This window comes from Chitinophaga sp. YIM B06452 (assembly GCF_039655965.1).
GTDB lineage: Bacteria > Bacteroidota > Bacteroidia > Chitinophagales > Chitinophagaceae > Chitinophaga.
In genome coordinates this window covers 15,061-28,638 of record NZ_JAWLKY010000003.1, presented here as the reverse complement: position 1 = coordinate 28,638, position 13,578 = coordinate 15,061, and the positions used below count along the sequence as shown (strand labels likewise).

Genomic DNA, 13,578 nt, shown 5'->3' with positions numbered 1-13,578 from the left:
TATTAGTTGGCTATGCAAAAAATACTGACAGTCCTGATCATCCAGCTTGCAGCTGCCGGAAACGCCCTATGCCAGCAAACTGCGCTTGCAGATTATGTAAACACGCTCCAGGGCACCAATTCCGCCCATGAGCTGACCAGGGGGAACACCTATCCTACCACCGCCCTCCCCTTCGGCATGCATACCTGGACGCCGCAAACGGGCCATAACGGCGACGGATGGAAATACCAATATCACAGGAAAAGCATCAGGGGCTTTCAACAGGCACACCAGTGCAGCTCCTGGTCCAACGACTACGCTGTTTTTTCGCTGATGCCGGTGATGGACAGTCTTATAGTAAACCAGGATCAAAGGGCCACGGGCTTTGAGCATGAAAACGAAACAGCCCGGCCCTACTATTACAGCGTAACGCTCAATAACAAAGTGCGCACTGAAATGGCGCCTACAGAACGGGGCGCGCACCTCCGGTTCTCGTTTCCCAAAGGGCACAAGGGAAATATTGTGCTGGACGGCTATACCGGCCTGAGCGGCGTGAAAATATACCCGGGCAAAAAAATGATCACCGGCTTTGTCAACAACGGCCGGGGATTCCAGAAAGGATGGAAAAGCTTTTTCGTCCTCGAATTCGACACGCCCTTTACTGCTTACGGCACCTGGGACAATACATCCGGCGCCATCCAGCCGGGCAACCTGCAGGCTGAAGGAAAAGGAGCGGGTGCTTACCTGCAATTTAAGGAAGGCGCTACCGTTCAGGTGAAGACCGCTTCTTCCTACATCAGCGAAGAGCAGGCACAGCTCAATCTGTCCCGCGAATTGGGAAAACACCAAACGCTGGAGCAAACTAAGGCCGCTGCAAAGAAGGTCTGGAACGAGCACCTGTCAAGGATCATGGTGGAAGGCGGAACCGAAACGGACAAGGAAACTTTTTACTCCTGCTTTTTCCGGGCCAGCCTGTTTTCAAGGAAATTCTACGAGCTGGATAAAAACGGGAAGCCTTATTATTTCAGTCCATACGATGGTAAAGTGCATGATGGTTATATGTTTACCGATACCGGTTTCTGGGACACGTTCAGGGCGCAGTTCCCGCTGAATGCATTGCTGTACCCGCAAATGCACGGGCGGTATATGCAGGCCCTGCTGAAAGCATACGAACAATGCGGCTGGCTGCCTTCCTGGTCGTTCCCCAATGAGCAGGGCAGCATGATCGGCAACCACGCTATATCGCTGCTGGCAGACGCCTGGGCAAAGGGCATCCGCACCTTCGACCCCTCCGCTGCCCTGGAAGCGTACTATCATGAAGCCAACAACAAGGGCCCCTGGGGCCCGGCCAACGGAAGGGATGGCTACATGGAATATAACCAGCTGGGGTATGTGCCGTATCCAAAATACCGCGAAGCAACCGCCAAAACGCTGGAATACGCATACGACGATTTCTGCGGTTATGCCCTGGCTGCCGCTTCGAAGAATGAAAAATACCGGCAGGGATTTGAGGAAAAGATGTTCAACTACCGGCATGTTTTCGACAGCACCACCGGTTTTATGCGCGGCAGGGACGAAAAAGGGAACTGGCTCAAAGATTTCGACCCGGTAGAATGGGGTGGCCCCTATACGGAAGGAAATGCCTGGCATTGGTTATGGTCCGTCTTCCACGACATCAATGGCCTCAAAAAAATGCTCGGTGGCGACGAAGCCTTCTGCGCCAAACTGGACGCGGTATTTACCGAACCGAACAAGGTAAAGACCGGCACCTATGGCGGCATGATCCATGAAATGACAGAAATGGTGATGGCCAACATGGGGCAATACGCGCATGGCAACCAGCCGATCCAGCACATGGTATACCTCTATAATTACGGCCGGCAGCCCTGGAAAACGCAGTTTCACGTGAGGGAAGTGATGAAAAAACTCTACAATGCAACGGAAAACGGCTACCCCGGCGATGAAGACCAGGGGCAAACGTCTTCCTGGTATGTATTAAGCGCCCTGGGCTTTTACAGCGTATGCCCGGGTACGGACCAGTATGTACTGGGCAGCCCCGTGTTTACCAAAACAACGATCAGGCTGGAGAACGGGAAGAAGTTTGTAATAGAAGCGAAAGGCAATTCAGCTGAAAACGTATATACGCATCATGCCATGCTGAATGGAAGGCCTTATTCCAAAACATTTATCACTTACCAGGATATCGCGGCGGGCGGCACGCTTTCTTTCGAAATGAAAAATACCGCCGGTAAGGAAAGGAAGCTGCAACCGGAAGACCTTCCCTATTCAGTATCAAAGTGATAGCCTGCCGGTTGGCCGGGTGTGTTTTATTCCTTAAATTGTCTCCAATAGCTATACCTGACTATGGAAGAGATCGGCCAAATGTTGAAACATGCCAAACCAGGCATCCTGATCGTTGATGACAACGATGATATCCTCGACTACCTGTCGCATGACATGGAAAAGAGCTATAAGGTATTTACTGCCAAAGACGGCGAAAAAGCCTTTTCGGTTTTACAGAATGAATTCATACAGCTGGTGGTCAGCGATGTGATGATGCCCAGGCTGGACGGCTTCGAGCTGTGCGAGAAGATCAAGCTGACCTTAGAGCTCAGCCACATTCCCGTTATATTGCTGACTGCAAAGAACACCCTGCAGGCCAGGATAGAGGGACTCAAAGCAGGCGCGGACGCTTATATAGAAAAACCTTTCTCGCTGGATCATTTATACGCGCAGGTGGAGAACCTGCTGGCCAACCGCCTGAAGCTGAAACAATGTTATGCCCAGTCGCCGCTGGTACATATCAACAGCATCGCCCACACACAAACGGACGCAGCCTTCCTGGAGCGGCTGGTGAATACGATCCTCGCGCACCTGGACGAAACACAGCTGGATGTGGAAAGGCTGAGCGTGCTGATGAACATGAGCAAACCCACGCTTTACCGCAAAATAAAATCCATCTCCGACCTCTCCCCGCACGACATCATCAACCTCACCCGCTTAAAGAAAGCCGCGGACCTCATCAGTTCCGGCAACCACCGGGTAAATGAACTGGCGGAAGAAGCTGGGTATAACTCCGCAGGCCAGTTCAGGCGGAACTTCTACAAATATTTCAAGATGTCGCCATCCGAATATATTGAAAAGGCCTACGCGCGCACTTATTAAAAGCCGCCGTTGTGAGCGTCCCGCTCTTGTTGTTCCACATTGGTAACACTTAGGCGTGGCAGGGTGAGCGTAAAAGTGTTAAGCCCGTCTTTTACGCTGTATTCCAGGCGGCCGTTGTGCAGCAATGCAATAGACTTAGCCAGCGACAGGCCTATGCCGGTTCCCGCCGTCATCGTATTGCCAGACCGGTAAAAAGGTTCAAAAATGCTCCCCCTTTCTTCTTCCGGGATGATATCCCCGTCGTTCGTTATGCAAACGACCGCGTTTTCGCCCGGGGTATCTGCTTCAAGCGTTAATATTATTCGGGAACGGCAATATTTGATCGCGTTGTCTATCAGGTTGCTCACGATCTTGATCACTCCATCCTCATCCGCGTTACAAACCAGCACCGCATCTTTAACCACCAGTTCGCAGGCCGTTCCTTTCTTGCTGATGGCGGGCTGAAAGCTGCTGTATACTTCTTCTATGATCGGCACAATGTTCCCTGCGTTGAGGTGCAGCACATAATTCCCCGATTCCACCATCCTGAAATCCAGCAGCTGGTTGGTGAGGGTCAGCAACCTGTCCGTGTTTTTATTCATCACCATCACTTCATGCTCCATACCCGGGATAGCCGCCACATTTTTCAATATCTTGCTCATGGGCATTTTTATCAGCGTAAGCGGCGTTTTGATCTCATGCGCTACTTTCGTGAAGAAGTCGATCTTGGCCTGGTATAATTCTTTCTCCTTGTTCAAAGTAAAGATCTCCATCAGGCGGAGCTGCTTTTCCTTGTAGCGGTTGCTGTAATACTTCGCGATAAAATAGACCAGGATAATAATGATCAAAACATACACAGCATAAGCCCAGCCTGTTTTCCAGAACGGCGGCGTGATCCTGATCTTAAAGGAGGTTTCGTTGGAAACCCATATGCCGCTGCTGTTGGTGGATTTTATCTTAATGGTATAATTCCCCGGCGAAAGGTTATTAAAATGAATGACCTTATTCTTATCGGTAAAGTTCCAGCTTTCATCGATCCCGTCCAGCCGGTAAGCATACCGGATGTTGTCAGGAGCCGTAAAGCTCAGCGCCACGAAATCGAGGCTGAATGTGGAATTATTATAAGGCAGCTGGATGTTGTTCTTATGCAGGAAGGAGTAGTCGTAAAACAGGTGCCTTGAGTTGACGGCGGCGTCTTTGTTAAACACTTCCAGCTGCGCGAGATAGATAGGCGGTACGTAGTCAACCGTGGTAAGGTTTTGCGGGTTAAATCTCACCAGGCCTTTCAGGCAGCCGAAATACATATTCCCCGCGTTGTCCTTAAAGGCCGAGCGGTGGTTGAACTGGTCGCTCAGCAGGCCGTCGCTTTGCCTGAAGGTCTTTACCTTCCCGGTTTTCAGGTCTATGTAAGCCAGCCCCATGGAGGTGGAGGCCCAGATATTGCGCTGTTCGTCCTGCAGCGTACTGTAAACGATATTGCCGGGCATGCCTGATTGCGTGTTGTATACTTTCACGGCATGATTGGAAAGGTCCATCCTGAAAAGGCCGGACTCGGTACAGATCCAGAGGTGATGGTCGGCGTCTTCCAGGAAGTTGAGGATCTTGTTATTGTCGAACGGGTAATCGCCATTCACCTGCACCGTCAGTTTGCGGGCCTGGCGGCCGGAGTCGAGGTAATAGATGCCGTTGGCGTGCGTACCCAGCCAGATGCGGCCCTTGCTGTCCTGCGTAATGGCGGAATAGAATTCGTCGCGCACAAGGTCCTGCAGGTAATGGAACTGCCCGGTCGTTTTATCGAAGCTGTACACGCCGCTGGAGGTGCATACAATGATGGCGCCGGCGGCGGTCTTATACAGGATGTTGACGTAGTTGCTGTTCAGCCCGTTATTCGTGTAAGCTGCGTAATGCTGTACGATCTTTTTCTTTTCCAGGTCGAACACATACATCCCGTCTTTGAAAGTGCCGATATACAGGCGGCTGCCATCCGCCAGCAGCCCGTGGATGTTACCGGGCAAACCCGGGGCCTTTTTGTTTTCGTTGTTGTAGTTCACAAAAGTGCGCTTCCCGGGATCAAATTCCGCAATGCCTTTATCTTCGGAGCCCACCCATATTTTCCCATACTGATCCTGCACCATTTCGCGTATCACGTTCCCTTCGATGGAAGTAGAAGCGGAGGTCGGGAAGAATTTTTCAAAAGCGATGGGGTGATGCGCGTAATAGTTGACGCCGCCGAAAAAGGTGCCCACCCAGATGCCCCCTTCCTTGTCTTTGCAGATCGAATAAATGGCGTTGTCAGTCAGGGAATACTGGTCGTGCGGCACTTTGCAGAGATGCTGTATTTCACCGGTGCGGCTGTTCAGGATGTACAGCCCCGATTCCGTGCCGACCCAGTAATCGGTGCTGTTCATTTTCAGCAGGCTTCTTACAAAGAGGCTGGCGCTTTTTGCAGGGGATAGCGGGATGGAGGACCATTGCTGGTCCAGCATATTGAACCTGAACAGCCCGGTCTGCGAAGTACCGATCAGCAGGGAGCCATTTTCTTTGTCTTCACAAATGGTTTCGATCGTATTGGCCGTCCGCACCACTTTTGCGGAAGCATAAAAAATGAAATCATTATTCCGCCTGTCGTACTTCGCCAGCACGCCGTTGGCGCAACCCAGCCACAGCGTGCCATCCGCGGACCGGTACAGGGTGGTGATATTCTGCAGCCGCGGCGCGGGATAGGCGTCGATGCGTTTTGTGTTGATTTTGTATTTGTACAACACGGTGCCTTCCACGAACCAGATATTGTTCCAGGCGTCGCCATGGATCACCCGCACCAGCTGCCCTTTGGACTGCGGCAGTTTCGTGAAAGAGGCGGTGGCCGTGTCAAAGTAGAACAGTCCTTTCAGCGTGGCCACCCACAAGGTGCCTTTAACATCTTCGTACAGGTGGAAGATGGGGTTGTTGTGCAGGCTGTTGGGTTTATGATCCCCTATCCTGAACACCTTGAAATCATACCCATTGAACCGGTTCAATCCATCCGGCGTGCCAAACCACATAAAGCCGTCCTTATCCTGCAAAGCGGTGATCACGGAATTGTTGGACAGGCCGTTGCCTACCTCGTAATGCCTGAAATAGATCGGCTGCGCGCTGCCGGTGTGCAGCAGGAAAAATACGGCGACTATACAAATGAAACGTTTTGCCATAACGGGAAGACCGTGTATCATTTTATCAGTTGGAGGAAGCCCGTCATTGCGAGGAGCAGCCGAGCCAATGTGCGCGGGGCGACGAAGCAATCTCCTGCCTCGGGAACAGCTACTCCAATTCTTCAGAGAGGTCTATCCATGAAGGATTCATGCTGTTTATCAATGCAATCTTTTTAGTCCTGCTGCCACCTTTGATTCTTTTTTCTTCCATAATTGCTTCCTCAATAGACGCAAAATTGCAATAGTAAACAAGCTTATTGACATTATATTTTGCGGCAAAGCTTTGAGGATAATATTTTTCACGATGCTCAATTACACGATTTACAATATTTGAAGTTACACCGGTGCAAAACACTGTATGAAGTGTATTAGTCATTATATAGACAGTACCTCCTCTTTCCATAAAATGAATATACGGAAAATCGGAACTCGTCAATTCAATGCAGGAGATTGCTTCGTCGCCCTCCCCGCTTTAGCTCGGCTGCTCCTCGCAATGACGGGCTTTCCTGGTCACTGACGACTCCAATGTAAGAAATTGCTTCGTCACCCCGCGCACTCTGCCCCGCTGCTCCACGCAATGAGACACTATTTGCCCCAGAATGATACAATATAAATCTTTTTTGATTCGAAATGACGGCATGCAGCGGGGGGCAACCTGTAAATTTACGCTCAAATACCGGTATGGCTGAATACCTGTGAAGATGCGCTGTGCCAATGCAGACTTACTTTCCCCTTACCGGCCGCTTTCCTGATTCCACTTTTATCCACGTCTAAAATTTGGTTGTAGAATTTCAAAGATCAACAATGCTTTGAGCCATTAACATCACAACGCGTTATGATTAAAATCCTGAAAATGCTTCAGAGAAGCATCCCCCTTGCCATTTGCGGCTGTCTTTTATGGTCCGCCTGTTCCAAGAAAGAACGGCAGGAAGCCGTTGCCCAATTTGATCCGTCCAAACCGGTAACGCTGCAGCGGTTCACGCCAGACAGCGGCGGCGTAGGCACGCAGATGATCATCTATGGCGACAACTTCGGCAGCGATCCGGCCATCGTCAAAGTATTCGTGAATGACGTGCCAGCGCCTGTAGTGGGCGTAAAAGGCACCGTCATTTTCGCGCTGATCCCCTCCCAGGCCGGGGAAGGGCCCGTAAAGGTGAAGATCGGCAGCGCCGGGGAAACGAAAGAAGTGACGTCAACGACCGACTTCAATTATCTTTACAACCCCGTGGTAGGCACGCTGGCCGGCTTTACGGACAAAGACGGGAAAACCGCGATCGTAGACGGCGACATTAAAAAAGCGCAGTTCGAAGAACCGTACTGGCTTACCTTCGACCAGCACAAGAATCTTTACCTGATCGAAGAAAAAAGAGCCGTACGATTCATCGATTCCGCGCGGACCTACGTAAAGACCCTCTTCAGAACGGGCAACGGCCTGGACAGGCCCCGTACGCTGGCATTCAATCCCACCTTCGACACCCTCTACATCACCAACGACCAGTGGGACGAACGGGGGCTGAGCACGGCGATCCTCACACCCGAGTCCGGCTTCACCCGCTGGAACTCGCTTATCTTTTCCCAGACCACCAACGGCGGCGACGCCCATCCCGTAACGGGCGACTTCTTTTTCAACTCCTATGCAAAAGGCGAGATGTTCAAATGGGACCGTACCACCAAAGCCACCAGGTTTATGTATCGTGTAGACGACGTTAACTGGGAGTTCAACATCCAGTTCGCTCCCAGCGGCGATTTCGCCTACATCGTTGTAGTGAACCAGAGTTATGTGCTGAGGACCAAATACAACAAAGAGACCGGCACGCTGGACGCACCGGTGCATTTCGTAGGAGGCAGGGGCTCTCACGGCCACCAGGACGGCGTGGGCACCGACGCCCGGTTCGACCACCCGCAGCAGGGCGCCTTCGACAAGAACAATAATTTCTACCTCGCCGACGTCAGGAACCATTGCATCCGGAAAATAACCCCGGAAGGCGTGGTGAGCACCTTCGCCGGCAGGCCCCGCGAATACGGCTATGCAGACGGTCCGCTGAGGAAAGCGCAATTCGACCAGCCATGGGGCATCGCTTACGACGAAGCTGCCGCTACTTTTTACGTAGCCGACCAAAAGAACCGCAGGATCAGAACAATCTCCGTTGAATAAATTAACTGTCTTCATAATGAGAATTTTTTACTTATCCCTGATCTTCATCGTTATATCCATCAAGGCATTCTCACAACAGCAAACCATAGAGGTCACCGGCACCGTAAGCGATACGAACAACCTGCCGCTGGGGTTCGCCAACGTTGTGGTGAAAGACAGAGTGGGGCTGGGCACCATGACGGACGAGAAAGGAAGATTCAAGATCACCGTAGAGCCTTTTCACACGCTTATATTTTCCTACGTAGGGTATGCCACCACGGAAGTAGTGGTAAAAGAGAACCGCGTGGTGAACGTAATCATGCGGCCATCCAATACCAATGCGCTGGAACAGGTAGTGGTGACTGCCACCGGCCCGCAAAAGAAAGTGACCGTTACAGGGGCCATCACAACGGTCAACCCCAAAGACCTCCGTACGCCAACGGCCAATATCACCAATGCGCTGGCGGGGAACGTGGCCGGCATTATCGCCATGCAACGGTCCGGCGAGCCGGGCAGCAACCAGTCCGAATTCTGGATCAGGGGCATTTCCACGTTCGGGGCCAACAGCGCCGCCCTCGTGCTGGTAGATGGTTTTGAGCGGCCCTTTAACGAAATAAATATCGAGGACATCGAATCGTTCTCCGTATTAAAAGACGCTTCCGCCACCGCGATATACGGCTCAAGAGGCGCTAACGGCGTGGTGCTCATCACCACTAAAAAAGGGAAGACCGGTAAGATCAATATCGACGGGAAAGTGGAGCGCACCTACAATACGCGCACCCGCACACCGAAGTTCGTGGAAGGGAATGAATACGCCGCGCTGGTGAACGAAGCCAAAATAACCAGGAACCAGGAACCGATGTACACAGCCAATGAGCTGGAGATACTCCGCCTTGGCCTGGATCCGGACCTGTACCCCAACGTAAACTGGCAGGATGAAATGCTGAAAAAAGGCGCCAACACCACCAGGACGGCACTGAACATCAACGGCGGCGCTACCATCGCCAGGTTCTTTGTGTCTGGCAGCTATGTGGAAGAAGGCGGCATGTATAAATCAGACGAGTCGCTGAAAGAATATAAGACCAATGCCAACCTATCCCGCTGGAACTACAGGATCAACCTGGACCTGGATGTGACCAAAACCACTTTATTCCGCATTGGCGTGGCAGGTTTCCTGGAAAAGAAAAATTACCCGGGGCTGAAAGACGATATCTGGTATTCCCTTGTAGGTCAATCGCCCGTATCCATTCCCAAAATGTATTCCAACGGGCTGGTGCCTGCTTACGGCACCGGCAACAAGACCAATCCCTGGGTGCTGGCCACGCAGACCGGTTACCGGGAATACTGGCGCAACAAGGCGGAAACCAATTTCGTGATAGACCAGAAGCTGGACTTTATTACCCCCGGCCTGAAACTCACCGGCCGCCTGGCATTCGACGCCAATAACGAAAACAATATCAACCGGAAAAAATGGCCCGAGCAGTATAACGTGGAAAAAAGAAGGGACCGGAACGGCAATCTCATCATGCACCGCATTTCTCCTGAGTCGCTGATGTTCCAGGAAACCAGCGCGGCAGGCGAACGCGTTTCCGTGTATGAGCTGGAGCTGCGGTACAGCCGCGCATTTGCTGAAAGGCACCGGATAGAAGGGCTGGCCAAATACTTCCAGCGCGAGCAAAGGCAAACGCTGAACCTTGGAACGGATATCGTCAACGGCATTCCCCGCAGGAACCAGTCGTTGTCCGGCCGTTTGATGTATGGCTACGACAACCGTTACCTCGCTGAATTCAACTTCGGTTATACCGGTTCCGAGAATTTCAAGCCAGGCCACCAGTTCGGTTTCTTCCCCGCTGTGTCTGCCGCGTGGAATATATCCGAAGAAAAATTCATCAAGGATAATTTCGACTGGCTGGAGTTCCTCAAGATCCGCTATTCCTACGGGGAAGTGGGTAATGATAATTTCGGCAGCCGCTTTGCTTACCTCAGCACCATAGGCGCCGGAGATGGTTATGATTTCGGCGAAAGCATCAGCCCCAATGAATATCCCGGGCTGTATTACCAGCAGGTGGCCTCCGAGCAGCTTACCTGGGAAGTAGCCCGCAAGCAGGACCTGGGTATTGAAATGAACCTGCTGAAAGACCTGTTTTCCATCACCATCGACCTGTTCAAAGAAAAAAGGGAAAAGATCTATAAACAAAGATCGCACCTGCCGGCCATGGTGGGTATTGTCAGCCAACCATGGGCCAACGTGGGCGTTATGGAAAACCAGGGCTTCGATGCGCAATTTAACGTGAACAGGAAGGTCGGGGGCATCGACTTCACCATGCGCGGCAACATCACCTACTTTAAGAACCAGGTGATCGCTTTCGATGAAGAAGCCAACAACCTGCCCTACCGCATGACGCAGGGATTCCGGCTGGACCAGGCGCGTGGCCTGATCGCGCTGGGATTGTTCCAGAGCTATGATGAAATAAGGCACAGTCCGAAACAGACCTTCGGCTCCTACCAGCCGGGAGACATCAAATACAAAGATGTAAACGGCGACGGGCTCATCAACGACGACGACATCGTTCCCATCGGCGCATCACGCGTGCCCAGCCTGCTGTATGGCGTAGGCATGTCTGCAAGGTGGCGCGGCTTCGACTTCAACATTCACTTCCAGGGCGCGGGGAAATCGTCCTATTTCATTAACGGGCCCAGCGTATTCCCCTTCGTGGAAGGCAGCTGGGGCAACATCCTCACCGATGTGACCGTGCCGGGCAACCGGTGGATATCAAGGGATATCTCCGGCGATCCCGCTACCGAAAACCCGAACGCCAAATATCCCAGGCTCAGCTACGGGGGCAATAACAACAACTACCGGGCGTCTTCCTTCTGGCTGCGCAACGGCGCTTACCTCCGCCTGAAAAATATCGAGCTGGGTTACACGCTGCCCCAGCGCATCACCCGCTGGGCGCACATCAACAGCGCCAGGTTCTACCTCATGGGCTTCAACCTCATGGTCTGGGACCACCTGGGCCTCTGGGACCCGGAACTGGGCAGCGGCAACGGTATGAACTATCCGCCGGCTAAAACGATCACCGGCGGGCTTACAATCAATTTTTAATCAACCGGAAGTTTAATCCATTTAACGTTATGAACAATACCACAGTGAATAAATGGTTGTGCTGCGCAGTCACCGGGCTCCTGCTCCTGGGTTCCTCCTGCAAGAAGTACCTGGATATGGATCACTTTTTTAAAGACCGGCTGAACACAGACACGCTTTTTACAAGAAAGGATTATTCAGAGCAGTGGCTGGCCAGCACCTACATCCACCTGCGCAATGAAAACGCTGACGTGGCCAGTAAAGGCCATACCCCGTTCAATTTCATATCCGACGATATGTTCTTTGGCGACAGGGACGATAAATACCGCAAATACAAAAACGGGGAATATGATGAAGGATGGGATCAGTCGTCCTGGTCTTCCTGCTACCAGGGCATCCGCAAAGCGTCTATCTTCATCCATAATATCGATCAGAACCGGGAGATGTCTGCGGAAGAGATCGCAGACAACAAAGCGCAGGCGCGTTTCCTCAGGGCCTATTATTACTGGCTGCTGCTGCGGAAATATGGTCCCATTCCGATCGTTCCCGATGAAGGGATCGATTACACCACGGAGTATGAGAACCTCTCCCTGCCCCGGAACTCCTACGACGAGTGCGTGGATTTCATTACAAAAGAGCTGGCAACAGCCGCCAAAGACCTTCCCCTGCTGCGCAGCAACAGGGATGCCGCCCGGCCCACGAGAGGATCGGCACTCGGCGCGCGTGCAAAGGTATACCTGTTCGGCGCGAGCCCGCTCTTTAACGGGAATACGGAGATGGCAGACCTGGTAGACAACAACGGCCGCGCGCTCATTTCTCAAACATACGACGAATCAAAATGGGCGAAAGCCGCCGCAGCCGCCAAAGATGTGATCGATATGGGCGTTTACAAACTGTTCACCGCCCCCTTTAATGCACAAGATCAAAGCGCCACACAGCCCAGGACCATCGTTCCGCCCTACAACCCGCTCTATTCCGACAAGGCTTTCCCGCTGGGATGGAAGGACATCGATCCTTTCCAATCCTACAGCCAGCTGTTCAACGGCGCTTTAGCCTTCAACGCCAACCCGGAGATCATTTTCTCCCGCGTTACCGAGCAGGGCTCTGAAGGCGTGGACCAGATGGTGCTGCACCAGATGCCTTATTCATTAAAGGGCTGGAATACCCATGGCATCACGCAGAAACAAGCGGACGCCTATTACATGAACGACGGGGCCGATGTACCCGTCAACCCGCGCGTAACGGGCTTTACCACCAACAATGAAGACCACAGGCCGCTGCCCTCCAGGGTGTCTTTGCAGTATGCCGGCAGGGAGCCCCGCTTTTATGCTTCCGTGGCCTACAACGGCAGCATGTGGGAAAATACCAGCGCCAGGAAGCCTGAAGACAGGCATAAGCAGGTCTTTTACTACAGGGGCTATCCTGACGGCAAGCAACCCTCCTCCCCTGCGTTCCATATCAGGACGGGCATGGGCATCAAAAAATTCTACAATCCTTTCGACTCATTCATGGAAGGCGGCTTCGTAGTGCCTAAAATTGAACCGGCGATCAGGTATGCCGAAATGCTGCTGATCTATGCAGAAGCGTTGAACGAATTGAACGGCTCGCACAACATCCCCAATTACCAGGGCACCGGCAGCATCACCGTTGCCAGGAATGCAGCGGAGATCAGCAAATACCTCAGCCAGGTACGCATCAGGGCCGGGGTTCCCGACTTCGACGCCGGCGTATATGCTTCAAAAGAAAACCTTCGGAAAGCCCTGAAAAGAGAACGGCAGATCGAATTATTCGCCGAAGGCCACCGCTATTACGACCTGCGCCGCTGGAAAGACGCGCCGGTAGAGGAATCCACACCGGTGATGGGATGCAATATGAACATGACCGAAGACCAAAGGGACCTGTTTTACATCCCGGTGGCCGTGCCTTCCATGCCCACCATTTTTGTGAAAAAGATGTACCTGTGGCCTATTGCGCATGGCGAGCTGAGAAAGAACAGGAAACTCACGCAAAATCCCGGGTGGACAACATTCAACTAAAATAAAAATACC

7 protein-coding genes are annotated in these 13,578 nt (G+C 52.3%); 5 read left to right on the top strand and 2 right to left on the bottom strand.

Features of this window, described 5'->3' with window-relative positions:
• The first annotated feature begins 12 nt into the window (after window positions 1-12).
• Window positions 13-2,280 (top strand): GH92 family glycosyl hydrolase, encoded by a 2,268-nt coding sequence (locus R3I13_RS17110; RefSeq protein ID WP_346319172.1) that lies wholly within the window; start codon window positions 13-15, stop codon window positions 2,278-2,280.
• A 63-nt stretch (window positions 2,281-2,343) separates the two neighbouring features.
• Window positions 2,344-3,144, top strand: coding sequence for a response regulator (locus R3I13_RS17105; protein WP_346319171.1), 801 nt, complete (start codon window positions 2,344-2,346; stop codon window positions 3,142-3,144).
• Here the strand turns inward: R3I13_RS17105 and R3I13_RS17100 are convergent.
• The gene (locus R3I13_RS17100; RefSeq protein WP_346319170.1) at window positions 3,141-6,311 is read right to left on the bottom strand and encodes a two-component regulator propeller domain-containing protein; all 3,171 of its coding nucleotides are present in this window, start codon (window positions 6,309-6,311) and stop codon (window positions 3,141-3,143) included. The two genes, R3I13_RS17105 and R3I13_RS17100, sit on opposite strands and share 4 nt — an antisense overlap.
• Before the next feature lie 109 nt (window positions 6,312-6,420).
• Complete coding sequence (locus tag R3I13_RS17095; RefSeq protein ID WP_346319169.1) at window positions 6,421-6,714, bottom strand: GIY-YIG nuclease family protein; 294 nt, start codon at window positions 6,712-6,714, stop codon at window positions 6,421-6,423.
• A 450-nt stretch (window positions 6,715-7,164) separates the two neighbouring features.
• On the opposite strand from R3I13_RS17095, the gene R3I13_RS17090 reads away from it, so the two are divergent.
• Genes R3I13_RS17090 through R3I13_RS17080 form a run of 3 tightly spaced genes read left to right on the top strand, consistent with a single transcriptional unit; the run spans window position 7,165 to window position 13,566 of the window.
• Complete coding sequence (locus R3I13_RS17090; RefSeq protein WP_346319168.1) at window positions 7,165-8,466, top strand: IPT/TIG domain-containing protein; 1,302 nt, start codon at window positions 7,165-7,167, stop codon at window positions 8,464-8,466.
• Between the two features lie 16 nt (window positions 8,467-8,482).
• Window positions 8,483-11,551 (top strand): TonB-dependent receptor, encoded by a 3,069-nt coding sequence (locus tag R3I13_RS17085; protein ID WP_346319167.1) that lies wholly within the window; start codon window positions 8,483-8,485, stop codon window positions 11,549-11,551.
• Window positions 11,552-11,580: 29 nt separating this feature from the next.
• Complete coding sequence (locus tag R3I13_RS17080; RefSeq protein ID WP_346319166.1) at window positions 11,581-13,566, top strand: RagB/SusD family nutrient uptake outer membrane protein; 1,986 nt, start codon at window positions 11,581-11,583, stop codon at window positions 13,564-13,566.
• The last annotated feature ends 12 nt before the right edge of the window (window positions 13,567-13,578 follow it).

Bases quoted from the DNA above. Each gene is read 5' to 3' on its own strand.
- R3I13_RS17110 (WP_346319172.1), top strand. From the start codon at position 13: ATGCAAAAAATACTGACAGTCCTGATCATCCAGCTTGCAGCTGCCGGA.
- R3I13_RS17105 (WP_346319171.1), top strand. From the start codon at position 2,344: ATGGAAGAGATCGGCCAAATGTTGAAACATGCCAAACCAGGCATCCTG.
- R3I13_RS17100 (WP_346319170.1), bottom strand. From the start codon at position 6,311: ATGGCAAAACGTTTCATTTGTATAGTCGCCGTATTTTTCCTGCTGCAC.
- R3I13_RS17095 (WP_346319169.1), bottom strand. From the start codon at position 6,714: ATGGAAAGAGGAGGTACTGTCTATATAATGACTAATACACTTCATACA.
- R3I13_RS17090 (WP_346319168.1), top strand. From the start codon at position 7,165: ATGCTTCAGAGAAGCATCCCCCTTGCCATTTGCGGCTGTCTTTTATGG.
- R3I13_RS17085 (WP_346319167.1), top strand. From the start codon at position 8,483: ATGAGAATTTTTTACTTATCCCTGATCTTCATCGTTATATCCATCAAG.
- R3I13_RS17080 (WP_346319166.1), top strand. From the start codon at position 11,581: ATGAACAATACCACAGTGAATAAATGGTTGTGCTGCGCAGTCACCGGG.